This is a genomic window from Cedecea sp. P7760, from assembly GCF_013386425.1.
GTDB lineage: Bacteria > Pseudomonadota > Gammaproteobacteria > Enterobacterales > Enterobacteriaceae > Cedecea > Cedecea selenatireducens.
Map to the genome: position 1 here is coordinate 1 of NZ_JACARU010000046.1, position 24,760 is coordinate 24,760.

At 56.2% G+C, this 24,760-nt stretch carries 24 protein-coding genes; 11 read left to right on the forward strand and 13 right to left on the reverse strand.

The window, feature by feature from the left end; all coding sequences use genetic code 11:
- Positions 1-363: 363 nt before the first annotated feature.
- The 3 genes from HX778_RS15580 to HX778_RS15590 form a co-directional block, all read right to left on the reverse strand.
- Positions 364-1,467, reverse strand: coding sequence for a branched-chain amino acid ABC transporter substrate-binding protein (locus tag HX778_RS15580; RefSeq protein ID WP_162473298.1), 1,104 nt, complete (start codon positions 1,465-1,467; stop codon positions 364-366).
- A gap of 257 nt (positions 1,468-1,724) precedes the next feature.
- A complete protein-coding gene (locus HX778_RS15585; RefSeq protein ID WP_154187495.1) occupies positions 1,725-2,969 on the reverse strand; it encodes an amino acid permease in 1,245 nt (414 codons plus the stop codon).
- Positions 2,970-3,101: 132 nt separating this feature from the next.
- The gene (locus HX778_RS15590) at positions 3,102-4,367 is read right to left on the reverse strand and encodes a 4-aminobutyrate--2-oxoglutarate transaminase (protein WP_038477910.1); all 1,266 of its coding nucleotides are present in this window, start codon (positions 4,365-4,367) and stop codon (positions 3,102-3,104) included.
- A gap of 118 nt (positions 4,368-4,485) precedes the next feature.
- Here HX778_RS15590 and HX778_RS15595 point away from each other — a divergent pair, with 118 nt between their 5' ends.
- Positions 4,486-5,976: a PLP-dependent aminotransferase family protein gene (locus HX778_RS15595; RefSeq protein WP_176982472.1), complete on the forward strand. Its 1,491-nt coding sequence runs from the start codon at positions 4,486-4,488 to the stop codon at positions 5,974-5,976.
- Between the two features lie 36 nt (positions 5,977-6,012).
- Here HX778_RS15595 and rpoH read toward each other — a convergent pair whose 3' ends face one another.
- The 4 genes from rpoH to ftsY all read right to left on the reverse strand — a co-directional run bounded on the left by rpoH (position 6,013) and on the right by ftsY (position 10,491).
- Positions 6,013-6,867 (reverse strand): RNA polymerase sigma factor RpoH, encoded by an 855-nt coding sequence (rpoH, locus tag HX778_RS15600; protein WP_038477904.1) that lies wholly within the window; start codon positions 6,865-6,867, stop codon positions 6,013-6,015.
- A gap of 258 nt (positions 6,868-7,125) precedes the next feature.
- On the reverse strand, positions 7,126-8,181 hold the full coding sequence (gene ftsX, locus HX778_RS15605) for a permease-like cell division protein FtsX (RefSeq protein ID WP_038483115.1): 1,056 nt from the start codon (positions 8,179-8,181) through the stop codon (positions 7,126-7,128).
- On the reverse strand, positions 8,174-8,842 hold the full coding sequence (ftsE, locus tag HX778_RS15610; RefSeq protein WP_038477901.1) for a cell division ATP-binding protein FtsE: 669 nt from the start codon (positions 8,840-8,842) through the stop codon (positions 8,174-8,176). Before ftsE ends, ftsX begins: the two co-directional genes overlap by 8 nt.
- Positions 8,843-8,844: 2 nt before the next feature.
- On the reverse strand, positions 8,845-10,491 hold the full coding sequence (gene ftsY / locus HX778_RS15615) for a signal recognition particle-docking protein FtsY (RefSeq protein WP_176982473.1): 1,647 nt from the start codon (positions 10,489-10,491) through the stop codon (positions 8,845-8,847).
- Positions 10,492-10,672: 181 nt separating this feature from the next.
- Between ftsY and rsmD the strand changes: the two genes are divergently transcribed.
- Both rsmD and HX778_RS15625 read left to right on the forward strand, forming a co-directional pair.
- Positions 10,673-11,260 carry a 16S rRNA (guanine(966)-N(2))-methyltransferase gene (gene rsmD, locus HX778_RS15620; RefSeq protein ID WP_038477895.1) on the forward strand — a complete coding sequence of 196 codons (588 nt, stop codon included), beginning with the start codon at positions 10,673-10,675 and terminating at the stop codon, positions 11,258-11,260.
- A 5-nt stretch (positions 11,261-11,265) separates the two neighbouring features.
- Positions 11,266-11,535, forward strand: a complete 270-nt coding sequence (locus tag HX778_RS15625) for a DUF1145 family protein (RefSeq protein ID WP_167549842.1) — start codon at positions 11,266-11,268, stop codon at positions 11,533-11,535.
- Here the strand turns inward: HX778_RS15625 and HX778_RS15630 are convergent.
- Entirely contained in the window at positions 11,523-11,894 is a 372-nt protein-coding gene (locus HX778_RS15630; RefSeq protein ID WP_038477889.1) for a DUF2500 domain-containing protein, read from the reverse strand. The two genes, HX778_RS15625 and HX778_RS15630, sit on opposite strands and share 13 nt — an antisense overlap.
- Before the next feature lie 121 nt (positions 11,895-12,015).
- On the opposite strand from HX778_RS15630, the gene HX778_RS15635 reads away from it, so the two are divergent.
- A complete protein-coding gene (locus tag HX778_RS15635; protein WP_038477877.1) occupies positions 12,016-12,642 on the forward strand; it encodes a lysoplasmalogenase in 627 nt (208 codons plus the stop codon).
- A gap of 2 nt (positions 12,643-12,644) precedes the next feature.
- Here HX778_RS15635 and HX778_RS15640 read toward each other — a convergent pair whose 3' ends face one another.
- The 3 genes from HX778_RS15640 to HX778_RS15650 all read right to left on the reverse strand — a co-directional run bounded on the left by HX778_RS15640 (position 12,645) and on the right by HX778_RS15650 (position 16,352).
- Positions 12,645-14,015, reverse strand: a complete 1,371-nt coding sequence (locus tag HX778_RS15640; protein WP_255483410.1) for a PTS transporter subunit EIIC — start codon at positions 14,013-14,015, stop codon at positions 12,645-12,647.
- 56 nt (positions 14,016-14,071) lie between these two features.
- Complete coding sequence (locus tag HX778_RS15645; RefSeq protein ID WP_176982475.1) at positions 14,072-15,142, reverse strand: SIS domain-containing protein; 1,071 nt, start codon at positions 15,140-15,142, stop codon at positions 14,072-14,074.
- A gap of 163 nt (positions 15,143-15,305) precedes the next feature.
- Positions 15,306-16,352 carry a LacI family DNA-binding transcriptional regulator gene (locus HX778_RS15650; RefSeq protein WP_176982476.1) on the reverse strand — a complete coding sequence of 349 codons (1,047 nt, stop codon included), beginning with the start codon at positions 16,350-16,352 and terminating at the stop codon, positions 15,306-15,308.
- 184 nt (positions 16,353-16,536) lie between these two features.
- Between HX778_RS15650 and zntA the strand changes: the two genes are divergently transcribed.
- The 3 genes from zntA to HX778_RS15665 all read left to right on the forward strand — a co-directional run bounded on the left by zntA (position 16,537) and on the right by HX778_RS15665 (position 19,611).
- A complete protein-coding gene (gene zntA, locus HX778_RS15655; protein ID WP_176982477.1) occupies positions 16,537-18,750 on the forward strand; it encodes a Zn(II)/Cd(II)/Pb(II) translocating P-type ATPase ZntA in 2,214 nt (737 codons plus the stop codon).
- A gap of 142 nt (positions 18,751-18,892) precedes the next feature.
- Positions 18,893-19,204, forward strand: coding sequence for a type II toxin-antitoxin system HigB family toxin (locus HX778_RS15660; RefSeq protein WP_176982478.1), 312 nt, complete (start codon positions 18,893-18,895; stop codon positions 19,202-19,204).
- Positions 19,201-19,611 (forward strand): type II toxin-antitoxin system HigA family antitoxin, encoded by a 411-nt coding sequence (locus HX778_RS15665; RefSeq protein ID WP_038477859.1) that lies wholly within the window; start codon positions 19,201-19,203, stop codon positions 19,609-19,611. The genes HX778_RS15660 and HX778_RS15665 overlap by 4 nt, the downstream gene beginning before the upstream one ends.
- A gap of 6 nt (positions 19,612-19,617) precedes the next feature.
- On the opposite strand, the gene tusA is transcribed toward HX778_RS15665, so the two are convergent.
- Complete coding sequence (gene tusA / locus HX778_RS15670) at positions 19,618-19,863, reverse strand: sulfurtransferase TusA (protein WP_008458604.1); 246 nt, start codon at positions 19,861-19,863, stop codon at positions 19,618-19,620.
- A 174-nt stretch (positions 19,864-20,037) separates the two neighbouring features.
- Here tusA and HX778_RS15675 point away from each other — a divergent pair, with 174 nt between their 5' ends.
- The 3 genes from HX778_RS15675 to HX778_RS15685 all read left to right on the forward strand — a co-directional run bounded on the left by HX778_RS15675 (position 20,038) and on the right by HX778_RS15685 (position 22,513).
- Positions 20,038-20,703, forward strand: a complete 666-nt coding sequence (locus HX778_RS15675; protein WP_016538599.1) for a 7-cyano-7-deazaguanine/7-aminomethyl-7-deazaguanine transporter — start codon at positions 20,038-20,040, stop codon at positions 20,701-20,703.
- Between the two features lie 72 nt (positions 20,704-20,775).
- Positions 20,776-21,333: a DcrB family lipoprotein gene (locus HX778_RS15680; RefSeq protein ID WP_038477855.1), complete on the forward strand. Its 558-nt coding sequence runs from the start codon at positions 20,776-20,778 to the stop codon at positions 21,331-21,333.
- A gap of 130 nt (positions 21,334-21,463) precedes the next feature.
- Positions 21,464-22,513 carry an AI-2E family transporter gene (locus tag HX778_RS15685; protein WP_038477852.1) on the forward strand — a complete coding sequence of 350 codons (1,050 nt, stop codon included), beginning with the start codon at positions 21,464-21,466 and terminating at the stop codon, positions 22,511-22,513.
- Between the two features lie 6 nt (positions 22,514-22,519).
- On the opposite strand, the gene HX778_RS15690 is transcribed toward HX778_RS15685, so the two are convergent.
- On the reverse strand, positions 22,520-23,230 hold the full coding sequence (locus tag HX778_RS15690) for an FMN-binding negative transcriptional regulator (RefSeq protein WP_255483411.1): 711 nt from the start codon (positions 23,228-23,230) through the stop codon (positions 22,520-22,522).
- A 27-nt stretch (positions 23,231-23,257) separates the two neighbouring features.
- On the opposite strand from HX778_RS15690, the gene HX778_RS15695 reads away from it, so the two are divergent.
- Positions 23,258-24,745 (forward strand): PLP-dependent aminotransferase family protein, encoded by a 1,488-nt coding sequence (locus tag HX778_RS15695; protein WP_176982479.1) that lies wholly within the window; start codon positions 23,258-23,260, stop codon positions 24,743-24,745.
- Positions 24,746-24,760 lie beyond the last annotated feature (15 nt).

Consider the following 24,760-nt stretch of genomic DNA (forward strand, 5'->3'; position numbering starts at 1 on the left):
ACCTACAGCCATGCCCTTGTCCCCGGCTCTCATCGCCCCCGGTGATGACCCAACTCAGGCGGGGTTGAGCTGTCGGGAACAGCGAAAGAGAGCGATCGTCGGGAACGAATCGCGAACGACCCCGACTGTTTGGGTGATAGCCGGTGGGTTTACCGCTTTAGCGGCGATGAGCTCGCCGGGCGCCGGGGCTGTTCGGGGGATGGCGTTATCCCCCAGACACGTTCACCGTGCTGGGAACTTATATGGAAAACGGATATACGGGTGAACGGAAAAACTACGGGTTAAAAAATATCGCTCCAGAAACCTCTGCGAGAAACCTTTGCGTAAACACTAAAACGGCAACCCAGGGTTGCCGTTTGCGGTTTATTTTGCGTCGGTGGCCGTGCCGTTGGCATGCCAGGTAAACACGCCGAACTCAAAACCTTTCAGGTCGCCCTTCTGATCCCAGGACAGCGGCCCCATCACGGTATCCACGGTCGCCCCTTTCAGGTATTTAGATATTGCAGCCGGATCTTCGCTCTGGTTCAGGCCAGCGGCCAAAGACTGCAGCGCCGCGTAGGTTGTCCAGACGAATGCGCCGCTTGGATCCTGTTTCTTAGCTTTGATGGCGTCCACAATTGGTTTGTTGGCAGGAACCTGGTCGTAGTTCTTAGGCTTGGTCACCAGCAGGCCTTCCGCAGAATCCCCGGCGATGTTAGACAGAGAAACGTTCGCCACGCCTTCCGGCCCCATGAATTGGGTTTTCAGGCCAGCGGCGCGGGACTGACGCAGGATCTGCCCCATTTCCGGGTGGTAACCACCGTAGTAAACGAAGTCGATGTTTTCTTTCTTCAGGCGCGCAACCAGCGTGGAGAAATCTTTCTCACCGGCGGTGATACCGTCAAAGAAGACCACGTTAGCACCGCCTTTTTTCAGGCCGTCCTGCACGGAACGCGCCAGGCCTTCGCCGTACTGTTGCTTATCGTGGATAACGGCAATGCGCTTAGGCTTCACGTGTTCCAGAATGTATTTCGCCGCGGTTGGGCCCTGATCTGAGTCCAGGCCGGTGGTGCGCAGGGTCAGCTTATAGCCACGCGCGGTCAGCTCCGGGGCGGTTGCCGCCGGGGTGATCATCAGAATGCCTTCGTCTTCGTAGATATCAGACGCTGGCTGAGTAGAAGAAGAGCACAGGTGACCGATAACGTATTTGATACCGTCGTTCACCACTTTGTTGGCAACCGCTACCGCTTGTTTCGGGTCACAGGCATCGTCATATTTCGTGATAACCAGTTTGTCGCCTTTGATCCCGCCTTTAGCGTTAATGTCGGCCACCGCCTGCTCGGCACCGGTGAATTCCTGGTCGCCGTATTGCGCAACCGGCCCAGACATTGCCCCTACTACCGCGACCTTAATATCTTTTGCCATCGCCGCGTGGCTCATTGCCAGTGCAATGCATCCTGCCAGTAAGGCTTTACCCGTCATTTTCATCCTGAGAGTCCCCATTGTTATGGTTATTGAATTTGTTGTGTTGTTGTTTGTTAGCGCATTATTCTGTTTGTAGGTATAAGAAAAGCATATGACAGCTAACTTAAGGGCGACAGCCGGCGCTACGGCAGCACACTATGCTAAACATAGCGCCATTTGCGATAATTTGGAAAGACATATTTGAAGGTTAGATAACGGGAATGTGACAAAAAAATAACCGCGCCGGAATGCTTCCAGGCGCGGGGGAGCAAGCATCAAAATCACCAGCCCGCAGGCAGGTATCCCAGAGCGGAAGCAACCGCATAAACGGCACTGCAGAGGTAAAGCAACACAATGAAAATTTGAATCAGCGGGTGGGTCATAAACGGCGGACAGGTCCAGCCCGGCGTGACATCACCGCTGCGACGAGCGCCTTTAATCATCAGAATCGGCATAATCGATAAAATCACGCCGCTGAACACGCCGGCAAAATAGAGCGCATTCACGAACGACACCAGCCCGCTGTAGGCCAGTACGAAAGGTGGAATCGCCACCACCAGCAGCACCAGGAAACGCTTCAGGGAGAGTTCGTCGCTGCCCAGGCGGAAGCGGTCAAAGATATTGGTCAGGAAGCTGCCGCCCAGCCCCCAGTACGAGGTCAGCATGGCGCAGAGCGCGAACAGGTTCGCCGAGAAGAACGCCCACTCTCCCAGCGCTTTCCCCCATGAAATGGTCGCCACCTCAGAGATATCGTCCAGGCCGTTAAGCATGATGACCGACATTGGCACCAGGGCCAGTAGCGCGAAGGTTACAACCATGCCAACGATAATCGCCTTCGGCAGCTTCTCTGGTTTATCGGCAAACCCTCGCGCCATCTCCGGCACGATGTACTGCGCCGAGAAGCAGAACACCACCACGTTGAATACCGGCACCATGTACAGCCAGTTGCCTTCCAGCAGGTAGCCCACGCTGGTCGTTTCTTTCAGCAAGGTGGCGATAACCAACACCGCGATCATCACCACCATGCCGATACTGATAAACTTTTCCCCGCGCCCGATGGCCTTCAGGCCCATATACAGCACGCCTGCGGCAGGAATGAAAAACAGCACGCTGCCCAGCGCCGGAGAAATACCAAATAAGGAGTGCAATAGTTTGCCGCTGCCGGTCATATAGGCGGTCAACGCGCCCACGCTGTTCACGCAAACCGAGAGGAACATCATCAGCGCGCCAAAGCGACCGACGTAGCGCAGCGACAGTCCGCTGAGCTGCAAATGCTGGCGAGTACGCAAGGTGGATTCGGCGACGTAAAGCATCGTCACGGTGGTCAGGCTGCCCACGAGCACCAGCCAGAACAGCAGCGGCCAGAAGCCAGCTTTGCTCGACGCATAGGCTATGGAAAGCACACCCGCGCCGATGTTGGTGCCGACGATCATCGACACGCCTTCAACGAAGCTCAGGGATTTACCGGGGACAGCCGTTCGCTCCCCGCGCGCGATGGCGGGAGAGAAGGTGGAGTTTTCAGACATAATATTTTCCGTATTACTCCGGCGGTAACGCCCGCCGGAAAACAGGGGATATCAGGGTGATAAACCACTTCACGCTGGGCAACAAAACCTTGTGTTATGACGGGCTTCCCTGCCGCCGCACAGTACGGGGCTTTAGCCCTTCAGCACCTGGGACAGAATGGCCAGCGCTTTGGTGAACTGAGCATCAGGAATAGTCAGAGGATAAAGGAAGCGGATAACGTTGCCGTAGACGCCGCAGCTCAGCAGCAGCAGCCCTTGTTCCTGAGCCTTCAGCTGAACTTCGCGGGTAAATTCCGGCGAAGGTTTCCCGGTCTGCGGATCGTTAAACTCCACCGCCACCATCGAGCCTTGCCCGCGTACGTCAACAATGGCCGGACAGCCTTGGCGAGCCTGGTTCAGCACCTCTTTCAGGTGTTCGCCAAGCTGGTTTGCACGCTTGCACAGCTGCTCTTCTTTAATCACGTCCAGCACAGCATGAGCCGCAGCAACCGCCAGCGGGTTACCTGCATAAGTACCGCCCAGGCCACCAGGCGCAGGTGCATCCATCACTTCAGCGCGACCCACAACGCCGGACAGCGGGAAACCACCGGCCAGGCTTTTCGCCATCGTCATCAGGTCGGCCTTAACGTCGTAATAGTCCATGGCGAACAGCTTGCCGGTGCGCGCGAAGCCGGTCTGTACTTCATCGGCAATCAGCAGAATGCCGTGGGTATCGCACAGCTTGCGCAGCGCCTGCATAAATTCAGGTGGGGCAACGTTGAAGCCGCCTTCGCCCTGAATCGGCTCCAGCACGATGGCCGCAACCTGATCGGCGGCGATATCCGCTTTAAAGATACGGTCGAGACTTTTCAGCGCATCCTCAGTCGTTACGCCGTGCGCGGCATTGGGGTAAACCGCGTGGTAAACGGAGCCTGGGAATGGGCCGAAACCGATTTTGTAAGGCGCCACTTTGCCGGTCAGCGCCATGGTCATAAAGGTACGGCCATGGAAGCCGCCGCCAAAGGTAATCAGTCCAGGACGTTTGGTGTAGGCACGAGCAATTTTTACAGCATTCTCAACGGCTTCTGCACCGGTGGTGAAGAACGCGGTTTTCGCCGGGCCGTCGATAGGTGCCAGATCGTTAATGCGCTCGGCCAGCGACACATAGCTTTCATAAGGGACAATCTGGTAAGCCGTGTGGGTAAAGGCCTGTAGCTGTTTCTCCACGGCGGCAATCACTTTCGGATGACGATGACCGGTGTTCAGCACCGCAATCCCGGCAGCAAAATCAATAACTTCATTGCCTTCCACATCCCACAGGGTGGCGTTCTCAGCCTTCTCTGCAAAGTAGCTACACATCACGCCCACGCCGCGCGGCGTGGCCTGTAAACGACGCTGATTCAGCTCTGCACTTTTCACCTTGGTCTCTCCTGTTATGTCAGTCACTTTATCGCAACAAATCAGAAACAATGTCGTTTATTTACACAGGTATTGGCCCTATAATCGAGTACCAATTCAGATTATCTGAGGGATCCAATTGCGAGATTTAGTGGGTGATTTGATTCTTGTCCGGCTGCAGGAAGAGACCGATACTCTGCTGCATAAGCGCCTTTATAACGCACTGCGGCGCTCAATTCTGGATGGCTCATTGCCGCCCCACGGCCGCCTGCCCGCCTCCCGCGATCTGGCCAGCGAACTCAGTATTTCCCGTAACACTGTATTAACAGTTTACGAGCAGCTTATGACTGAGGGGTACGTTTCCTCCCGCCAGGGCAGCGGAACATTTGTTGAAAAAACGCTGCCGGATCGCTTCACCTCCGCAGGGAACGTTGGCGAAAGCGGCGCGCCCCCTGCCCCGGAGGTTTCAATTTCCCGCCGTGGCCAGCATCTTTTGTCCCAGGTCAGCGCCAGCCCGCGCCAGTGGGGAGCTTTTATTCCTGGTGTCCCGGACGTTAACGCTTTCCCTCATCCGCTATTCAGCAAGATTCAGGCGCGCATCAGCCGCCGTCCTAAACCCGAACGTCTGAGCTATAGCTGCAACGGCGGTACGCCTGAGCTACAGCATGCCCTTGTCGACTACCTGCGGGTTTCACGCGGCGTAAACTGCCAGGTCGACCAAATTCTTATCACCGAAGGGATCCACCAGGCTATCGATCTGGTCACCCGGATGCTGTGCGACAGGGGCGATCTGGCGTGGATCGAAGAGCCTTCTTACTGGGGAATTCGTCACGTGCTGACGATGAATGACGTGCGGATCACACCGCTCACCGTCGACGCGAACGGCCTTTGCCCGCCGGAGACGGTAACAGAAGCGCCGCGCTTAATCTTCGTCACGCCGTCTCATCAGTACCCGCTGGGCGCGGTGATGAGTCTGGAGCGTCGTCAGCGCCTGCTGGCCCTTGCCCGCCAGCACGGCAGCTGGATTATTGAAGATGATTACGACAGCGAGTTTCGCTTCTCAGGCCAGCCGATCCCCGCTCTGCAGGGGCTGGTCGCCGAGGCGCCGGTGGTTTACATCGGTACCTTCAGCAAAACGCTTTATCCAGGGCTCAGACTCGGCTACGTGGTGCTGCCGCGGCCGCTGATAAATGACCTGAAAACGGCGCATGCGGAGCTGTATCGCGGCGGCCACTCGCTTATCCAGCAGGCGCTGGCGGAATTTATTACTGCCGGGCACTATTCGGCCCATATTCGCCGTATGCGCCTGCTGTACGGCCGTCGCCGCGCCTTCCTGACCGAGCTTATCTCCCGCCACTGCGGGCCTCAGGCGCTGTCCGACTTCAGCGACAACGCCGGGCTGCACCTGATTTTGAACCTGCCGGATGAGGCCGATGATGTGGCGATTGCGCAGCGTGCCAACGCCCGCAATATTCTGGTGCGTCCGCTGTCGCGTTACTACCTGACCGGGCAGCGCAAGAAGGGGTTATTGATGGGGTTTGCCAGCCTGCCGGAGAGCGAAATGGAGGCGGCGTTTGCCGTGCTGCTGGAATGTATGCCGGAGGCTAAAAAGCAAAACGCCCCAGCATAAAGTGGGGCGTTATCGGTGCGCGGTACGGTATCGGCGTTAAGCTTCGATAGCGGCGCGCAGTTTTTTCATCGCGTTCTTTTCAAGCTGACGAACGCGCTCGGCGGAAACGCCATAGCGGTCAGCAAGTTCCTGCAGCGTGCTCTTGTTGTCTTCATCCAACCAGCGCGCGCGGATAATCTGCTGGCTGCGCTCGTCCAGGCCCTGCATCGCATCGCTCAGCTTGTCGGCGGCGTGAGATTCCCAGTTGTCGTCCTCAATGCCTTCGGCAAAGTTAGAGGATTTATCCTGCAGGAACAGCACCGGCGCCATTGGCTGACCGTCGGAATCGTCGTCGTTAGACATGTCGAAGGTCATATCCTGCGCCGCCATGCGTGATTCCATCTCAAGCACGTCTTTGCTGGACACGCCAAGCTCGTTGGCGACCATTTCGACTTCATCCTGGTTAAACCAGCCCAGACGCTGCTTGGTTTTACGCAGGTTAAAGAACAGCTTACGCTGTGCTTTGGTCGTTGCGACTTTCACAATACGCCAGTTACGCAGCACGTATTCATGAATTTCTGCCTTGATCCAGTGCACCGCAAAGGAGACCAGGCGAACACCCACTTCCGGGTTAAAACGGCGTACTGCTTTCATCAGGCCAATGTTGCCTTCCTGGATAAGGTCTGCCTGCGGCAGGCCGTAACCGGAATAGTTACGCGCAACATGAACAACAAAGCGCAGGTGAGACAGGATCAGCTTTTTCGCTGCTTCCAGACTGCCCTGGTAATGCAGCTTTTCAGCCAGCTCCTTCTCTTCCTCAGCCGTTAACATCGGCCAGGCGTTCGCAGCCCGGATATACGACTCCAGGTTACCAACAGGGGCTAAAGCTAAATTTTGCATTTCTTTGGTCATTCAAACCCTCTCTTAGAGACTTACGTACAGGTTGCCATTTTACTGACTTATGGCACACCGACAACACGTCAGGGGCCAAACCGTAGCATTCACTGTACTCTCAGACAGTGATGTTATCCACAAGTTCAATGTAAAGCTGTGAATAGATTACACACAAAGTGTGACGGTTGTTGCAGCATGGCAGGGGGCACAGCGGTGTAAAACGCACTCCCTGCTGACGACGTTATCGTAGCAGGGAATGAGTATATCAAAAACTTTTTACTCCGGCGTAAAGCGGCGTAAATGTTGAACAGTGGCAAGCCAGGCTGCCAGCCAGCCGATCATCGAAGAGACCAGCAGCAACAGGAGGCACTCGTCAAAGCCAAGGCCGCTGATATCGAACTTCGTGCCGAAGACCTGCGCCACGTCCGTCACCGCCGACGACAGACGCATCACCAGGATCTCAGACAGGATCAGCGACAGGAACGCACCGCTGAACCCGATTAACGCCCCGCCATAAAGGAACGGGCGCAGGATAAATCCGTCGGTAGCACCGATAAGCTTCTGGACGTTAATGGTATCGCGGCGGGCAAAAATGCTCAGGCGCACCGAGTTACCAATCACCAGGAACACCGCCGCCACCATCAGGATGCCGATCATCACCGCCACGCGCCCAACCAGGCCGGTCAGCGCCGCGAGACGGGCAAACCAGCTGTCGTCCATGCGTACTTCATCGACGCCATGAATCTTCGCCACGCGGTCACGCAGCGTATTCAGGTGATCCGTGCTCTGGAAATCGAGTTTAGGGTTAACCACCGCAACCGCCGGCAGCGGGTTCTCTTCCAGCATATCCAGCGCGCCGCCAAAGCCCGACCAGTTACGGAACTCGCCCAGCGCTTCCTCGCGGGAAAGGTAGTTAACTTTATCAACGCCCTCTTCCGCCTGGATAGCGCCCACCACCTGCTGCGCGGCGTTGTCGTCCAGCGCCTTATCGAGGTAAACGGTGATTTGCGGCGACGGATAATACTGGGTGGCCGCCTGGTTCACGTTTTTGTAGACCATATAGCAGACGCTCGGCAGCGTCAGGGAAATAGCAATCACCATCACCGTCAGGAAAGTCGCCAGCGGCTTGCTCTTCAGGTCCTGCAGCGCCCCTTCCCAGGCATAGCGGAACTGCTCGTTCACGCCGCCCTTCAGGGATTTGCTTTTGGACTGCGGCCCTTTGCCACGCTTTTTCACCGAGCGGCCAAGAGCGCCTAACTTATTCAGTTGGTTAATCTTGTCCAGCTTGTTGCTGAAGCGCTTGATATGGTTGAGCGCACTGTGTTTATTCACCTGCCAGGCCTCCATGCAAATGGCCGTCGCTGAGCGTCAACATACGGTAATTGCGACGCGAGATAAGCCCCATATCGTGGGTAGCCATCAGAACAGTCACGCCCACGCGGTTAAATTCTTCAAACAGGCGCAGAATGCCTTCCGACAGCGCATCATCAAGGTTACCGGTCGGTTCATCCGCCAGCAGTACCGCAGGTTTGTTTACTACGGCACGAGCGATGCCGACGCGCTGCTGTTCACCGCCGGAGAGTTGGATAGGAAAGTTCTTCGCTTTGTCCAGCAGCCCGACCTTATCCAGTGCCGCAGACACGCGGCGACGAATATCTTCGCCGCTGGCGCCCGCGATGATCAGCGGGATGGCCACGTTGTCGTACACGGTTCTGTCCATCAGCAGATGGTGATCCTGGAAGATCATGCCAATCTGGCGACGCAGGAACGGCACTTCACGGCTTTTCAGGCGGCTGATATCGTGGCCGCTGAAAAAAATCTTCCCGGCGCTTGGCCGTTCGATACCGCAGATAAGCTTGAGCAGAGTACTCTTCCCTGCGCCAGAATGGCCGGTCAGAAAGGCCATCTCGCCTGGTTGCATATGGAAGGTGATTCCCTGCAACGCTTGTCTCCCACCGAGATAGGCTTTACTGACGTGTTCAAAGCGAATCATTGTTAATCCTCTCGGGCAAAAAGTGCCTCTATAAAGTCGCCCGCATTAAACGGTCGTAAATCAGAAATTTGTTCGCCGACGCCAATGTAGCGAATCGGAATGCCGAACTGGTCTGCCACAGAGAAGATTACGCCACCCTTGGCGGTACCATCCAGTTTGGTCAGGGTGATGCCCGTCAGCCCCACCGCTTCGTGGAACAGTTTAGCCTGGCTTATCGCATTCTGACCGGTGCTGGCGTCGAGGGTGAGCATAACCTCATGCGGGGCATCCTCGTCCAGCTTTTTCATAACCCTGACAATTTTCTTCAATTCTTCCATCAGGTGCGATTTGTTCTGCAAACGCCCTGCGGTATCGGCGATTAACACGTCGATATTACGCGCCTTCGCCGCCTGGATAGCATCGAAGATAACCGAGGCGGAGTCCGCGCCGGTGTGCTGGGCCACGACAGGAATATTGTTGCGCTGGCCCCAAACCTGCAGCTGCTCAACCGCCGCCGCACGGAAGGTATCGCCCGCCGCCAGCATCACGGATTTACCCTGCTGCTCAAACTGACGGGCCAGTTTGCCGATGGTGGTGGTTTTACCCACGCCGTTCACGCCAACCATCAGGATAACAAACGGCGTTTTGCCTTCAATATTCAGCGGCTCATCCACTTTGGCGAGGATTTCGCTCATCTCTTCTTTCAGCAGACCGTACAGCGCTTCGGCGTCGCGAAGCTGCTTGCGGCTTGCACCTTCGGTCAGGTTGGTGATGATTTTACGCGTGGTTTCCACCCCAACGTCGGCAATCAGCAGCTGCTCTTCCAGCTCTTCAAACAGATCATCATCGATTTTTTTGCCGCGGAACAGACTGATAAATCCGGAACCGAGATTTTGTTTGGTTTTGACAAGGCTGCGCTTCAGGCGAGCAAAGAAGCCTTCTTTAGTCGGTTTTTCCTGCTCTTGCAGCGCGGCAATCGGAGCAGCTTCTTCGACAGCCTCTTCTTGCGGTTCGTCATCAAGGACTTCTTGCGCAACGGCTTCATCTTCAACGGCAGCTTCGTGTGCAAACAATTCTTCGTGTGCAAACAATGCTTCGGCTTCAGCCACTTCTTCGTTGACGATCTCGTCCTGCTCGGCCTGCCATTCGTCCGGCTGCTCTGCGGTTTCAACAATCTCTTCCGGCAGCGGCAGCGTTTCGTGCTCAACGGCGGCAACCGGTTGTTCGATGACTTCCGGCTCTTCGACAACAACCGCAGGTTCAATCACCGCAGGTTCGACAACGGCTTCAGGTTCAACAACAGGCTCAGGTTCAATAACCGCCACAGGTTCTGGCTCGGCCACAATCTCAGGCTCAACGGTCACTTCCGGCTCAGGAATCATTTCCGGCTCGGCAACAAGCGCCTTCTCTTCGGCTTCTTCTACGAGCTGCTCGTTAACCTCCACGACCTGCCCGGCAAACTTTTCGGACTCCTCCAGTGAGTGCTCACTAACTAAATCCTGCTTATCCTGCTCAACAGCCTGAGGCTGTTGAGGTTCATCCTGTGTGGAAGCCTGTTCAGTAACCGGTTGTTCTTCTATTACTTTTTGTTCTGTTTCTGCTTCCGGCTGCTGCTCTTTCTGGCCAAATCCCAGCCAGGAAAAAAAGCCACGTTTTTTCTCTTTCGCCATTTGCGACTACACTCCTCGCTGTTAACTCATGGCACAGACCCGATTCTGCTTGCCACGGGCATAAAAAATAGTGCGTTAGTCTATCACTTTCCCGGCGCGGCATCACTCCGGCGGATTAAGGTTTCCTGGCCGGGCGAGCACCGTTAGAATAGCCGCAAAATTTAGCATCGCAGTGAGAGCAATGAAGAAACCCCAATCCGCTGGCTCCGGCCAGATTCGCATCATCGGCGGCCAATGGCGCGGTCGAAAACTTCCGGTTCCCGACAGTCCCGGCCTGCGTCCGACAACGGATCGCGTACGCGAAACGCTGTTTAACTGGCTGGCTCCGTCAATGGTGGATGCGCATTGTCTCGACTGTTTTGCCGGCAGCGGTGCGCTCGGCCTGGAGGCGCTCTCCCGCTATGCCGCCAGCGCAACGCTGATTGAGATGGATCGCGCGGTTTCCCAGCAGTTACAAAAGAACCTGGCGACCCTGAAAGCCAGCCACGGCAAGGTGCTCAACGCCAATACGCTCAGCGTTCTCGCCCAGCCTGGCACGCCGCATAACGTGGTGTTTGTCGATCCGCCGTTCCGTAAAGGGCTGCTGGATGAAACGCTTAGCCTGCTGGAGAAAAATGGCTGGCTGGCGGATGAGGCGCTAATTTACGTAGAAAGTGAAGTGGAAAATGGTCTGCCGGTGGTGCCCGCAAGCTGGGCGTTACACCGTGAGAAAGTCGCCGGTCAGGTGGCTTACCGCCTGTTTATTCGTGAAGCTCAAGGAGCCGCATAATGCCGATTCTGATTAACTTTGGCCGCCTGCTGATGCTTTGCGTCTGGGGTTTTCTGATTTTTAACCTGATTCACCCTTATCCGCGCCCGCTAAACATTTTTGTTAACGTCGCGCTGATCTTTATGGTGATTATGCACGGCCTGCAGCTGAGCCTGCTGAAAGCCACGCAGCCAAAAGACGGCCCGGCGCTTGGCCGTCTTGAGCAGATTAAGATCTTTGTCTTCGGCGTGTTTGAACTGCTTATCTGGCAGAAAAAGCTGCGTCAGGGCAAGTGAGTTTCTTCGGGGACGAAGCTGACAAAGCGCGTCCCCTTATAGCTCAGCGTGCCTTTATCTCCCACCGTTACCGCATTGTATTCCGCCGCTGCTACCCGCATTTTCATCTCCATGCCGCCGCTCTGGGGCGCAAACCAAATCTCATAGCGGATTGAGTCCTCCGGCGGCGTCACTTCCCGCTGGCGCGAGCGCCTGTCATTGGACGGTTTTTCACGTTTGGTCGCCACCACCACTTTTTTTACGCTCAGCGGTGCCGCGTCGTTTTCGATGTTCTGGCGGCGCTGCTGCAGGTAGCGGAAAGAAGCGGCAACGGCTATCACCACAACGATCGCGATAATGAAAATGGGAGGCTTACTCATGGCTTTTTCTCTAATTGTCAGACACTTTTAAGCATAACCCTGGCGCCGCGCCGTTGTCATCTGCGACGCTTAGCCACTAGACTGAATACTGTTACGCCAACAATTAGAATAAGGATATGCCATGCTTTGGTCATTTATTGCTGTTGCGTTATCTGCCTGGATTTACATTGACGCTTCCTGGCGCGGGTCCACCTGGCAGCGCTGGATTTTCAAGCCGGTCACCCTGCTCCTGCTGCTGCTCCTGGCCTGGCAAGCGCCGATGTTTGAAGCTGCGGGCTACCTGATTGTGGCGGGTCTTCTGGCAACGCTTGTCGGCGATGCTCTCACGCTATTACCGACCCAGCGCCTGCTCTATGCGGTAGGCGCTTTCTTCCTTTCACACCTGCTGTATACCATCTATTTCGCCAGCCAGATGACCTTAGCCATCTTCTGGCCGCTGCCTCTTGCCCTGCTGATTATCGGTGCGCTGCTGGTGGCCACTATCTGGACGCGGCTTGAAGCCCTGCGCATGCCTATTCTGACATTTATCGGCATGACGCTGGTGATGGTCTGGCTGGCGGCCGAGCTTTACTTCTTCCGCCCGACGGCCCCAAGCTTCTCCGGGTTTGTGGGTGCCAGCCTGCTGCTGCTGGGCAATATCGTCTGGCTGGTCAGCCACTATCGGCATCGTTTCAGAGGCGACAGCGCGATTGCTGCCGCCTGCTACTTTGCCGGGCACTTCATGATTGTTCGCGCCCTGTATATCTGAGGTTAACGCCTGTCTTCCGCCAGGGAGGCAGGTTCCAGCCTGCGGGTTTTGCCGTAGATAATGGTTAATACCGCAGGCACCGTAAACGCCACCGCGATCGCAATCACCTCATAGATCATCTTTGAATCCGGCCCGCTAAACAGCCCCAGTTCGAACACGTTCAGCACCGGCAGGAAGCTGTAGGTTTTCACCCCCAGCAGCCCGGTAATACCGCCGCCCAGCGCCGCGCCGATGCAGCCAAACACGAAGAGCATGCGGTATTTCAGGTTCACGCCGTACAAAGCCGGTTCGGTAATGCCGAAGAAGGCGGAAAGCGAGGCGGAAATCGCAATTTGCTTATCTTTCAGGTTGCGGGCAATAAAGATAGCGCCGAACGCCGCGCCAAACTGCCCCATAACCGCCGACATAAACATCGCCATAATTGTGTCGTAGCCGTTGACCTGAATGTTAATCAGCGCCAGTGGAATAATGCCCCAGTGCACGCCGAACACCACGAACAGCTGCCCAATCCCCGCCAGCAGCGCGCCGGAAATTACCGGGCTGAGGTTGTACAGCCACGCATAGCCGTTGGCGATGCCAACGCCGACATAATCAGCCACCGGGCCAATCACGGTGAACACCACAAAGCCGCTAATGATCAACGATAAACAAGGCACGAACACCAGCGCGGCAATCTCAGGGATCACCTTTTTCAGCCAGCGTTCGACGTGGCTCAGGAAGAGCACGGCAAACACCGCCGGGATCACTGCCCCGCCGTAGATTTTCACGTTCAGAGCCAGGCCCATGACGTGGAATGCGCCGGGCACGCTGGCATCCGTCAGCGGGAAGATCATCGCGGCCGTCAGCGCCAGGGCGCTAAACTTGTTGGCCTTAAAGCGTTCCGCCGCGGTGACCGCAATAAACATCGGCAGCATGACGAAGACGCCGCTCGACAGCGCATTGAACACGGTAAAAACATAGGAGTGGGTATCGACCAGGTTCATCGTCTGCAACAGAACCACGATACCTTTCACAACCCCAACGCCCGCCAGTACGCCGATGTAAGGGGTGAAAATCGCCGAAAGCGTTGCCAGCAGGCGGTTAATCACCGAGCCCTGCGGCGCGGCGGGCTCCTCTGCGGAAGGCTCGCCCATCTGCGCCGTTATTGCCTGAAAGACTTTTTCAACCTTTGGCCCAATCACAATCTGGAATTGCCCTGGGTTTTCAACCAGCTTGACTACCTCCTGCAACTTATAAAGCTCGTCTTTATTAATCTTACTTTTGTCTTTGAGGGTAAAACGCAAGCGGGTTGCGCAGTGGGTAAGATGCTCTATATTTTCTGCCTCGCCGACGTGCTGAATTATCTGCCGGGCAAGTTGACTGAAGGTAGCCATAATCATTCCTTAGTAGCAAGGTATGGAAATTATTGTTGTGTAGGGTACAGCCCGTATCAGGCGTAATCGCCCGGTTTAGTTTTGCTTTTCACCGCAACGCCAAAATCGGTGAAAATTCGCTGCGGAAGGTTATTCCCTTTCGCCTCGGCAATATGGTGAGCCAGTATCTGGAACGGAATAACCATGATCAGCGGAGCAATAAACTCATCAACATCGGCTTTCACCGCCAGCGTGCGTGGATCGTGGTCCTCGCCTAATTTAATGGTGTACACGTAGTCGGTATATTTCTGCTCATAGGCTTTCAGCAGCAATAAACGTTCGCGAGCCAGGCCCGGCGTATCAATAAAGAACATCCGGTGAGTGCCGTTCACTTCGAAATAGGGCCCGTGCATAAACGCTTCCAGCTCCACGCCCTGGGAAGGAACGCGAATCGTCTCGGCAAATTTGGTTTCCATCTCTTTGATAACGCCGACGCTCGGCCCGTAGCCAATCGAGGTAAATCGCGGAGAGGCAGCCAGCTCATCCTGCCACCTGGTAAAGAAGGCTTCGGTGTCGGCGATGATGCCCGGAATAGCTTTCACTGCCACATCCAGTTTTTTCAGCTCGGCCGCTTCCCGTTCGGCGTCGATCTTCCCGCTGCGGCGAGCCGCAAACACGCCCAGCAGCATGAATTTCAGGATGGTGGCAACGTACCCTTTGGTCACGTAGCCCACGCGCTCTTCGCCAATTTCAATATCAACCACATGGTCAACGTTTCGCGCCAGTTCACTGCCCGTTTTGCTGGTGATGCCCAACGTTTTTACCGGGTGAGTCTGGCGAATATGCTGGATCGCGTTGATGGTCGAGGTGCTTTCCCCACTCTGGGAAACGCCTATCACCAAATCAGCCGTCTCACTGAACTTTTCGTAGTGCTGAAAGTGGAAAGGCTCCTCCACCGTGATGCGCACGTCCGCCAGCTTTTCCACGTAGTATTTCGCACTTTTGATGGCGTTAATGCTGGAACCCGTAGCCAGAACCAACCACTCCTTTTGCCCCTCCAGGACCGGAAGATCGGACGGATAGCGGGCAATCATGGCGCTTAACGTCGCCTGCTCTTCATGGATGTAGGTCATCATTGTCGGTTTCATCGGCTCTCCTGTAATCAAAACCTGAAAACGTTTTCAGGTTTTAGGCTAGAGGAGTCGGGCGAGGCTTGTCAACGCCAGATCGCGCAACTGTTAGCGGGATCAAAAAATATCGCAGAAGGGAAAACGGGCGGACGCCGAAAAAAGCGTTATCCGCCGTTGAAAACTAAGAGGATTCACCGCCGGTCAGGCTGAGAGGGATCTTTTCTGCCGCGGCCACGTCAGCATTCTGATTCAGGATGGCCATTAATCGCCGCATAACCTCTTTGCCAATTAACGCATTTTGATGGTCAACGGTGGTAATGCGTGGAATAAAATATTCGCTGCCGGGAAAATATTCGCAGCTCACTACGGCGATATTTTCTGGCACCGAGAGGTTCTTATCTTTTAGCGCGCGGATGGCACCTTTTGCGACGTGGTCGTTAATTGCCACAATGGCGTCCGGTAAGGCTTCATTGTTAGCAATTAGCGTTTCAATAGCCTCATAGCCATGCTGTAAATAAAAGTTATTCAGCACCACGAAACTATTTTCCACCGGTAACCCTGCTGACTCCAGCTCGGTGCGAAATACCGCTTCACGCTCGCGGGTAATATAAACATTCTTCGACCCGCCGATAAAACCAATCCGCCGGTAGCCTTTATCAATAAGGTGACGAGTCGCTAACCTCACGCATCCGGTCTGGTCACGTTCAACGCAGGCATATTCCACGCCCGGAAGCTTACGCCCCACCACCACGACCGGCACGGTGGCGATGAGTTTTTTCAGCTCCTGCAGATAGGTCGCTGAAATATCGTTGTAGTCGATGTTGCCGCCCAGAATAATCACGCCGTCTATCTGGCTGTCGGTGATGGAATTAAAAATATGCTCTTCGGGCACCACCGGCGCTTCGCGAGAGGTTCTGTTTGCCGATTGAGTGTCGTACAGCGTGACCTTGTAGCCGAGCCGCAAGCTTTCATGCTCAATCTGCGCCACCAGCATCACAAAGTAAGGGTTACTGATATCCGAAACGACAATTGCCAGCGTCTGGGTTTTCTTCGAGATCATCCCGCGCGCGAGTAAATTTGGGCTGAAATTATGTTCCTGAATCACTTTTTCAACCCGGCTGCGCGTTTTGTCTGCCACCCAGCTGTTGTTGTTCAGTACCCGGGAGACGGTGGCGATGGACACCTGCGCCAGCTCCGCAATATCTTTGATTGTCAGTGGTTTTTTCATCGACTCATTCTCATCCCGACCTGCGGATAATACTAGGGGAAGCGCCCTGGGGAAGCAAAGGCCAATGCTGAAAACTGCCGCCCGTGAGCCAGAAACGTTATCAGGCAAAAAAGGGGCTTGACTCTGGAGTTGACTCCAGAGAGTAACATCGCTAATGAGAAAATTATCATTACCGGAGGGCGCCATGCTCAACACACCTCAAGACGGCAAAAAGCCACCGCAGTTTGCGTTTGCCAAACTTAGCCCGCTGCAGGCGGAAGGCCCCTCCTGCTGCGCCGATGACGCCTGCTCCGCGCAGAATCCAGAGCCGGAAATCGCCGACAACGGCAGCCGCTACAGCTGGCTCGTTGAGGGGATGGACTGCGCGGCCTGCGCCCGCAAAGTGGAAAATGCGGTGAAACAGATTAGCGATGTTCAGCAGGTTCAGGTGGTGTTTTCTACCGAAAAACTGCTGGTCAGCTCTGCGCGCGACGTTCGCAGTGAGGTAGAAAAAGCCGTCAAGGCCGCAGGCTACACCCTGAATGCAGGCAATGCGCCGAAGCAGGAAAAAAGCCGCAGCCTGCAGGAAAACCTGCCGCTGATCCTGCTTATTGTGCTGATGGTGATTAGCTGGGGGCTCGAGCAGTTCAACCACCCGCTCGGCAACCTGGCGTTTATCGCCACCACGCTGGTTGGCCTGTGGCCAATTGCTCGCCAGGCGGTCCGCCTGATCCGCAGCGGCAACTGGTTTGCCATTGAAACGCTGATGAGCGTCGCGGCCATCGGCGCACTGTTTATCGGCGCTACCGCCGAAGCAGCGATGGTCTTGCTGCTGTTTCTGATCGGCGAACGTCTCGAATCCTACGCCGCCAGCCGTGCGCGCCGGGGGGTAAGCGCCTTAATGGCGTTAAAGCCGGACGTCGCTATTCGCCTCCGGGACGGCGAGCGCGAAACCGTCGCTCAGGCCGAGCTTCGCCCCGGCGACGTTATTGAGGTCGCCGCCGGTGACCGACTGCCGGCCGACGGTCGCCTGCTCAGCGGTTTTGCAAGCTTTGATGAAAGTGCCTTAACCGGGGAATCCGTGCCGGTAGAGCGCCAGCAGGGCGAAAAAGTCGCCGCAGGCAGCACCAGCGTGGATCGCCTTGTTCAGTTGGAGGTGATTTCCGAACCCGGCGACAGCGCCATCGACCGCATTCTGCGGTTGATTGAAGAAGCCGAGGAGCGCCGCGCGCCCATCGAACGCTTTATCGATCGCTTTAGCCGGATTTACACGCCGATTATCATGCTTCTCGCGTTACTGACCGCCGTCGTTCCTCCTTTGCTGTTCGGGCAAACCTGGGAACCGTGGATCTATAAAGGCCTGACGCTGCTGCTTATCGGCTGCCCGTGCGCGCTGGTTATCTCCACGCCTGCGGCCATTACTTCCGGCCTTGCCGCAGCCGCACGCCGTGGGGCGTTGATTAAAGGCGGCGCGGCGCTGGAGCGTCTCGGTCAAATCCAGCAGGTCGCCTTCGATAAAACCGGCACGCTCACAGCAGGTAAACCGCAGGTCACCGCCATTGCCGTGGCAGACGGGATAGAAGAAGACCAGCTTCTGGCGCTCGCCGCCGCAGTAGAACAGGGTTCAACGCACCCGCTGGCTCAGGCCATTGTGAGCGCAGCACAACAGCGTAATTTGCCAGCTTTCGTCGCGGAAAATCACCGCGCGCTGGCCGGGGTTGGCGTTGAAGCGAATATCCAGGGTGAAACGCTGTTGCTCAGCTCACCGTCCAAACTTGACGCTCAGGCACTCAACGAAGCCTGGCAGCAACGTATCGCGAAGCAGGAAGAAGAGGGCCAGACGGTCATCGTGGTACTGCGTTCAGGGCAGCTGCTGGGCACCATCGCCATGCGTGACACTTTGCGCAGCGACGCGCGTGAAGCAGTTACTGCCCTTCATCAACTGGGCATTCAGGGCGTGATGCTGACGGGGGATAACCCACGCGCGGCGGCGGCAATAGCCAGCGAACTGGGCATTGATTACCGCGCCAGCCTGCTCCCGGCAGACAAAGTGGCGGCGGTGAACAAACTGAATGCCACCGCGCCGCTGGCGATGGTCGGCGACGGCATTAACGATGCGCCGGCGATGAAAGCAGCCACCATCGGTATTGCCATGGGCAGCGGCACGGACGTCGCGCTGGAAACCGCAGATGCCGCCCTGACCCACAACCGCCTGACCGAACTGGCAAGCATGGTGCGGCTCGCCAGAGCCACCCATAACAACATTCGCCAGAACGTGACGATTGCGCTGGGGCTGAAGGGGATTTTCCTGGTCACCACCCTGCTCGGCCTGACCGGCCTGTGGCTGGCGGTGCTGGCAGACTCAGGCGCTACCGCGCTGGTAACGGCGAACGCCATTCGCCTGCTGCGGAAGAAATAGTTTTCGAGGCATCTTCCGGATTTTTACTCAATCAATGGAGCAAGGACGCTCACGTGTAAAAATGAATCCCCCGCCCGCAAGTTGACTGATTGGCAACTTGCGGGCATAATTATTGCCAATCAGTCAACTTCAGGATGAAGTGATGCATCTGATTACGCTGAAGACGCTTATAGAAGCGGGTCAAAGATTTCCCAGACATAAGCAGGAACTGCAAATTCTCGGCAAAGTGCTGGAAAAAGGCTTCTTTCCAACGCCGGAATCACTTAAGCGGATTTATCCTTCACTGGATAACTTTAAGTACCTCGATAAACATTACGTCATCAATATCGCCGGCAATGAACTCAGGCTGATTGCGCTTATCTTTTTTACCAGCCAGAAGTTCTACATCCGCCATATCATGACGCACAGCGAATACATGCGGTTTACTGAAACACACCGGGGAAAGAAGAGATGATTGCTGATGCGCTTAAAGCCGCCGAAGCATTGAAAACGGCGGTTCCACTGCTGGGTGGCAGCACCAGAGAAAAAGATTATCTGGCGGCGCTGGAGCTGGTCGAATACCTGCTGCTCAATGACCCAGAAAATCCACTGGTTGAGATTGTCAGCAGCAAAATCTCTGCCTGGGAAAACGCACAGCCTGAAGTACAGACGTTCCGAGCGGAAATGCAGGCAATCCCGGCCGGGATAGCCATGCTGAAAACCCTGATGGAGCATCACCAATTAAAACAGAGCGATTTTCAGCAAGAGATTGGCAGCAAGTCGATGGTCTCCCGCATTCTCAGCGGCGAACGACAGCTAACCACCGAACACATCCGCCGGCTTTCCCGGCGCTTTGGCATCTCACCTGCCCTCTTTTTCTGAGAGGGATCAGTGGCTCTTACGCAGCAAATAGCGGTAAGGCAGCGCGTCGGTTTCGCTGGCAACCAGCTCATGTTCCATAAAGCGGCAGAAACCGGGGATATCGCGCGTGGTGGCCGGGTCGTCGGCTATCACCAGCAGCGTTTCGCCTACGGGCATATTGCGCACGGTTTTGCGCACCATCATCACCGGCTCCGGGCAGCGCAGGCCAAGGGCATCCAGCGTATGGTCGGGGGTTGCGAACAAATCGGTCATAGCACTCTCAGGTCGTCAAAAACCGCGCTAGTTTACGCCGGGGAAAATCTGGCGCAAGCCGCGTGAACGATTGCGTTAAAATTAACCATTGCAATGAAAAGCTAAAGCAGTATCATCCCCGCGCTTTACATTTTTGACTGGGTTCCCTCACCCCACTACTAAAAAGGCTACAACATGATGCAGTTCAGCACTCGCCAGCGCACTAATGCGCTGTTTTGGCTATCGCTTTTTCATTTGCTGGTGATCACCTCCAGTAACTATCTGGTTCAGCTTCCGGTCTCCGTCTTCGGGTTTCATACGACCTGGGGCGCCTTCAGCTTCCCGTTTATCTTCCTGGCGACCGACCTTACGGTGCGTATTTTTGGCGCTCCGCTGGCGCGACGAATTATTTTTGCGGTAATGATCCCGGCGCTGGTTATCTCCTACGGCATCTCGGCCCTGTTTTACATGGGAAGCTGGCAGGGCTTTGAAGCGCTAACCCACTTCAACCTGTTCGTCGCCCGTATCGCAATCGCCAGCTTTATGGCCTATGCGCTCGGCCAGATCCTCGACGTGCACGTCTTCAACCGCCTGCGTCAAAACCGCTGCTGGTGGTTAGCGCCTACCGCTTCCACGCTGTTTGGTAACGTGAGCGACACGCTGTCGTTCTTCTTTATCGCCTTCTGGCGCAGCCCGGACGCCTTTATGGCCCAGCATTGGGTAGAAATCGCCGTGGTCGATTACTGCTTCAAGGTTCTTATCAGCCTGATTTTCTTCCTGCCGATGTACGGCGTATTGCTGAATATGCTGTTGAAACGCCTCGCAGATAAATCCGAAATCTCCGCGCTACAGCCAGGTTAAACGCGGGCTGAATATCTTGTGTTAAGATGCAGGCATCGGCCTTGTGGCTTGCTAACGGAAAGGAATAACGCGATGCGCAACCTGGTAAAATATGTCGGTATTGGCCTGCTGGTAGTGGGTCTTGCCGCCTGTGACAACAACGACAGCAAAACCGCTACCGCCGGTAGTCAGGCAGCCAGCAGCGCCAGCGGCCAGCCTATCGAACTGCTGGACGGCAAGCTGAGCTTCGCCCTGCCGGCAGACATGACCGATCAGAGCGGCAAAGTGGGTACCCAGTCCAACAACATGCACGTTTATTCTGACGCGACCGGCCAGAAAGCAGTGATCGTGATTGTCGGCGACAACACTACCGACGACCTTGCCGCGCTGGCAAAGCGTCTGGAAGAACAGCAGCGCGCGCGTGACCCGCAGCTTCAGGTCGTGACCAACAAATCCATTGAGATCAAAGGCCACGAGCTGCAACAGCTGGACAGCGTTATCTCCGCCAAAGGCCAGACCGCCTACTCTTCCATCATCCTTGGGAAAGTGGACGACAAGCTGCTGACCATGCAGATAACGCTGCCTGCGGATAACCAGCAGCTGGCGCAGACCAACGCGGAAAACATCATCAATACCATCGCCATCAAGTAAGCGTTGCGCGATGCATCAATGGCTCCGCCTCTCGCGGGGCCATTTTTTTCTTCATTTTCAGACAGACTGCCGCAGCCTCGCGCCCGGGAAGCACTACACTAAAAGCACCGTTTCCTGACAGGACGTCTGCATGACTCCCCCTCAACTCGATAAAACCGGCCTGCATATTTTGCTCAAGCTTGCCGCGTTAGTGATTATTCTCGCTGGCATTCACGCCGCCGCCGACATCATCGTTCAGCTGCTGCTGGCGCTGTTCTTCGCCATCGTTCTCAACCCGCTGGTCACCTGGTTTATGCGCCGGGGCTTTAACCGCCCGCTGGCCATAACCATCGTGGTGCTGGTGATGCTGGTGGTGCTCACTTTACTCGTTGGCGTGCTGGCAACGTCGATGAACGATTTCATGGAACAGATGCCGCAGTTCAACAAACTGCTGACGCAGAAGGTGCGAGAAATAGAACATGCGATGCCGTTCCTGCATTTGCCGCTGTCGCCGGAACGTATGCTGCAAAAGCTCGACTCCGACAAGCTGATGACCTTTGCCACCACCTTAATGGCCGGTCTTTCAGGGGCGATGGCCAGCATTTTACTACTGGCGATGACGGTGATTTTTATGCTGTTTGAAGTGCGTCACGTGCCCTATAAGCTGCGCTTCGCGCTGGCAAATCCGAAGCTTCACATCGCCGGCATGCACCGCGCGTTAAAAGGCGTCACCCACTATCTGGCGCTGAAAACGTTTATCAGCCTGCTGACCGGTATCATTATCTGGCTGGGATTAAAGCTGCTGGGCGTGCAGTTTGCGCTGATGTGGGGCGTGCTGGGCTTTCTGCTCAACTACATTCCCAACATCGGCTCGGTTATCTCTGCCGTGCCGCCGATGATTCAGGCCTTCTTGCTTAACGGCACCTATGAAATGCTGATGGTCGGGGCGCTGTTCCTGGTGGTGCACATGGTGCTGGGGAATATTCTGGAACCCCGCATGATGGGGCGCGGGCTGGGGATGTCGACCTTTGTGGTATTCCTCTCGCTGCTGTTCTGGGGCTGGCTGCTCGGCCCGGTGGGCATGCTGCTCTCGGTGCCGCTGACCAGCGTCTGTAAGATCCTGATGGAGTCGACCCAGGGCGGGGCGAAACTGGCTATTCTGCTGGGGCCAGGCAGGCCAAAAAGCCGTTTACCGGGATAATCTCAGCTATTTTTTATCACGCCTGGCGATGCTGTGCAGCATCGCCTCGCCAATTTCCCGCTCGCCTTTCGCCATCAGCCCCTGAGCGGCTCCGGCCCGATCCTCAAGCTTTTTGTTCTGCCCGAGTTTTGTCTTGCCGATAAGCGAGGCCAGAGGAATTTCTATTCCGATAATGGCCTTCAGCATTGAGTCGATAAACGCCGGCGGCGCATCGCTGACCTGCCACGGCATTTCCATCGGCGCCTCCTGCTGGCGCGTCAGGCTGGTTATCTGTTGCAGCACGAAATCTGCATCATCCCGCACGGTGATTTTCCCTCGCGCCTGCACGGTCTGATAGTTCCAGGTCGGCACCTCTTTATGATGTTCCAGCTTGCCCGGATACCAGCCAGGAGAGATGTACCCCTGCGCACCGCGAAACACGACCAGCACTTCCTGCTCCGGCTGAAGTGAGCGCCACAGTGGGTTAGCCCGGGCGATATGAGCCCGGAGCGTGCCGAGTTCGCCCTGCTCGGGGCAAAGTTCAAAGGGGATATCAAAAGCGTCCGGCACGCCTGCACTCTGCACGATCAGTATGCCCAGAGGATTAGCCCGGATAAGCCCCTGCAGCACATCAATATCGTGCTCCTGGAAATGACGAGGAATGTACATTGGCAGCCCTTTATTGGCGGTAATTTTACCCAGCTTATGGCCGAAGTGGTTTATGATAAAGAACCACATTCCCGCAATATGACCGAGCCACAATGCATGTCACGTAAAGCCCGAGCCGTAGATATTCCCGCCATCGGCGAACTTGACCGCCGCAGCGGACAGCTAAGCTTGCAGCTGGCCAAAGCGCTGAAAAATGCCATCCATAAAGGCGAGCTGAAAAGCGGCGACCTGTTGCCCTCCACGCGCGTGCTGGCTGGCGCACTGAATGTGGCGCGCGGCACCGTGCTGGAAGCGTTCGAACAGCTGGTTGCGGAAGGTTTTCTGGAATCCAGACACGGCTCCGGCACCAGAGTGGCCTACGCGCCGGAAAGCCCGCAGCCGGTTCAGCCAACACGTCCTGGAGCAACAATTCCGCTTTCTGCCCAGGCGCAGGCATTTGCCAAAGTCGGCGAGCAGCTAAAAACGCTGGCCCCAAAGCCGTTTGCCGTTTCCGTGCCTGTAGGCGACACCGCCCCGGACGACGTGTGGCGCAGGCTCGGCAACCGTATTCGCGCCCGCGGAGCCGGGGCACCTTCGGGCTATGCCGACCCGCAAGGCGCGCTGGTCCTGCGTGAAGCTATCTGTGAATACGTCAGAAAGTCGCGCTCGGTGCGCTGCACGCCGGAGCAGGTCATCATCACCTCCGGCAACCAGCACGGCCTGTACCTGACGCTGCAAATCCTGCTGGAGGCGGGGGATTCAGTGTGGATGGAGGAGCCCGGCTACCCTGGCGCCACGTCGCTGTTTGAGACGATGTTCCGCGACCGCAAGATGGTAAGAGTCGCCGTTGACGACGAGGGGCTGGACGTTGAGTCAGGCAAAAAGCTGGCTCCTGACGCCCGCGCCGCGTTCGTTACGCCCTCGCATCAATACCCGCTAGGCATGCCGCTCAGCATGTCGCGCCGCGCCGCTTTACTGGAGTGGGCGCAGGCAAATCAGGCCTGGATAATTGAGGACGACTACGACAGCGAGATGCGCTACGCGGGCCATCCGTTCCCGGCTCTGCAGGGGCTGGGACCGGAGAACGTTATCTACCTCGGCACCTTCAGTAAAATCCTCTTCCCGTCTTTGCGCCTCGGCTATGCCGTGGTGCCTGAGCAGCTGGTTTCGGCCTTTTGCGGAGCACGCATCCTGATGGACAGGCAGCCGCCGGGGGCTGACCAGCACGTGCTGGCGAGCTTTATTTCCGAGGGACACCTCGACCGCCACCTGCGAAAAATGCGCGGCGTTTACGCCGAAAAACGTCGGGTACTGATGGCGGCTGTAGAACAATACATTTCCCCGGACGTGGCCTGGCTTCAGCCCTGTGACCAGGGCATGCACATGGTGCTTTGGCTGCGCCAAGGCCTGGACGATCACCAGGTTGTGGAGCGGGCGATGCAGGCCGGAATTGCCGTCCGTGCGGTGTCGCATATGTTTACGCCAGGCAGGCAGAAAGCCGGTATTTTGCTCGGGCTCGGCGGCTACAGTGACGAAGAGATCGTTCGTGCCGTGCAGCGCCTGAATGAAGTGCTATGCTCTAGTGCATCCCTGATTACGCCATAAAACTGGCAGGAGACT

What these genes read in the sequence shown, in the direction of transcription:
- HX778_RS15580 (WP_162473298.1), bottom strand. Translation starts at nt 1,467, where the DNA reads ATGAAAATGACGGGTAAAGCCTTACTGGCAGGATGCATTGCACTGGCA.
- HX778_RS15585 (WP_154187495.1), bottom strand. Translation starts at nt 2,969, where the DNA reads ATGTCTGAAAACTCCACCTTCTCTCCCGCCATCGCGCGCGGGGAGCGA.
- rpoH (WP_038477904.1), bottom strand. Translation starts at nt 6,867, where the DNA reads ATGACCAAAGAAATGCAAAATTTAGCTTTAGCCCCTGTTGGTAACCTG.
- ftsE (WP_038477901.1), bottom strand. Translation starts at nt 8,842, where the DNA reads ATGATTCGCTTTGAACACGTCAGTAAAGCCTATCTCGGTGGGAGACAA.
- ftsY (WP_176982473.1), bottom strand. Translation starts at nt 10,491, where the DNA reads ATGGCGAAAGAGAAAAAACGTGGCTTTTTTTCCTGGCTGGGATTTGGC.
- rsmD (WP_038477895.1), top strand. Translation starts at nt 10,673, where the DNA reads ATGAAGAAACCCCAATCCGCTGGCTCCGGCCAGATTCGCATCATCGGC.
- HX778_RS15630 (WP_038477889.1), bottom strand. Translation starts at nt 11,894, where the DNA reads ATGAGTAAGCCTCCCATTTTCATTATCGCGATCGTTGTGGTGATAGCC.
- HX778_RS15635 (WP_038477877.1), top strand. Translation starts at nt 12,016, where the DNA reads ATGCTTTGGTCATTTATTGCTGTTGCGTTATCTGCCTGGATTTACATT.
- HX778_RS15640 (WP_255483410.1), bottom strand. Translation starts at nt 14,015, where the DNA reads ATGGCTACCTTCAGTCAACTTGCCCGGCAGATAATTCAGCACGTCGGC.
- HX778_RS15645 (WP_176982475.1), bottom strand. Translation starts at nt 15,142, where the DNA reads ATGAAACCGACAATGATGACCTACATCCATGAAGAGCAGGCGACGTTA.
- HX778_RS15650 (WP_176982476.1), bottom strand. Translation starts at nt 16,352, where the DNA reads ATGAAAAAACCACTGACAATCAAAGATATTGCGGAGCTGGCGCAGGTG.
- zntA (WP_176982477.1), top strand. Translation starts at nt 16,537, where the DNA reads ATGCTCAACACACCTCAAGACGGCAAAAAGCCACCGCAGTTTGCGTTT.
- HX778_RS15660 (WP_176982478.1), top strand. Translation starts at nt 18,893, where the DNA reads ATGCATCTGATTACGCTGAAGACGCTTATAGAAGCGGGTCAAAGATTT.
- HX778_RS15665 (WP_038477859.1), top strand. Translation starts at nt 19,201, where the DNA reads ATGATTGCTGATGCGCTTAAAGCCGCCGAAGCATTGAAAACGGCGGTT.
- tusA (WP_008458604.1), bottom strand. Translation starts at nt 19,863, where the DNA reads ATGACCGATTTGTTCGCAACCCCCGACCATACGCTGGATGCCCTTGGC.
- HX778_RS15675 (WP_016538599.1), top strand. Translation starts at nt 20,038, where the DNA reads ATGATGCAGTTCAGCACTCGCCAGCGCACTAATGCGCTGTTTTGGCTA.
- HX778_RS15680 (WP_038477855.1), top strand. Translation starts at nt 20,776, where the DNA reads ATGCGCAACCTGGTAAAATATGTCGGTATTGGCCTGCTGGTAGTGGGT.
- HX778_RS15685 (WP_038477852.1), top strand. Translation starts at nt 21,464, where the DNA reads ATGACTCCCCCTCAACTCGATAAAACCGGCCTGCATATTTTGCTCAAG.
- HX778_RS15690 (WP_255483411.1), bottom strand. Translation starts at nt 23,230, where the DNA reads ATGTGGTTCTTTATCATAAACCACTTCGGCCATAAGCTGGGTAAAATT.
- HX778_RS15695 (WP_176982479.1), top strand. Translation starts at nt 23,258, where the DNA reads ATGTCACGTAAAGCCCGAGCCGTAGATATTCCCGCCATCGGCGAACTT.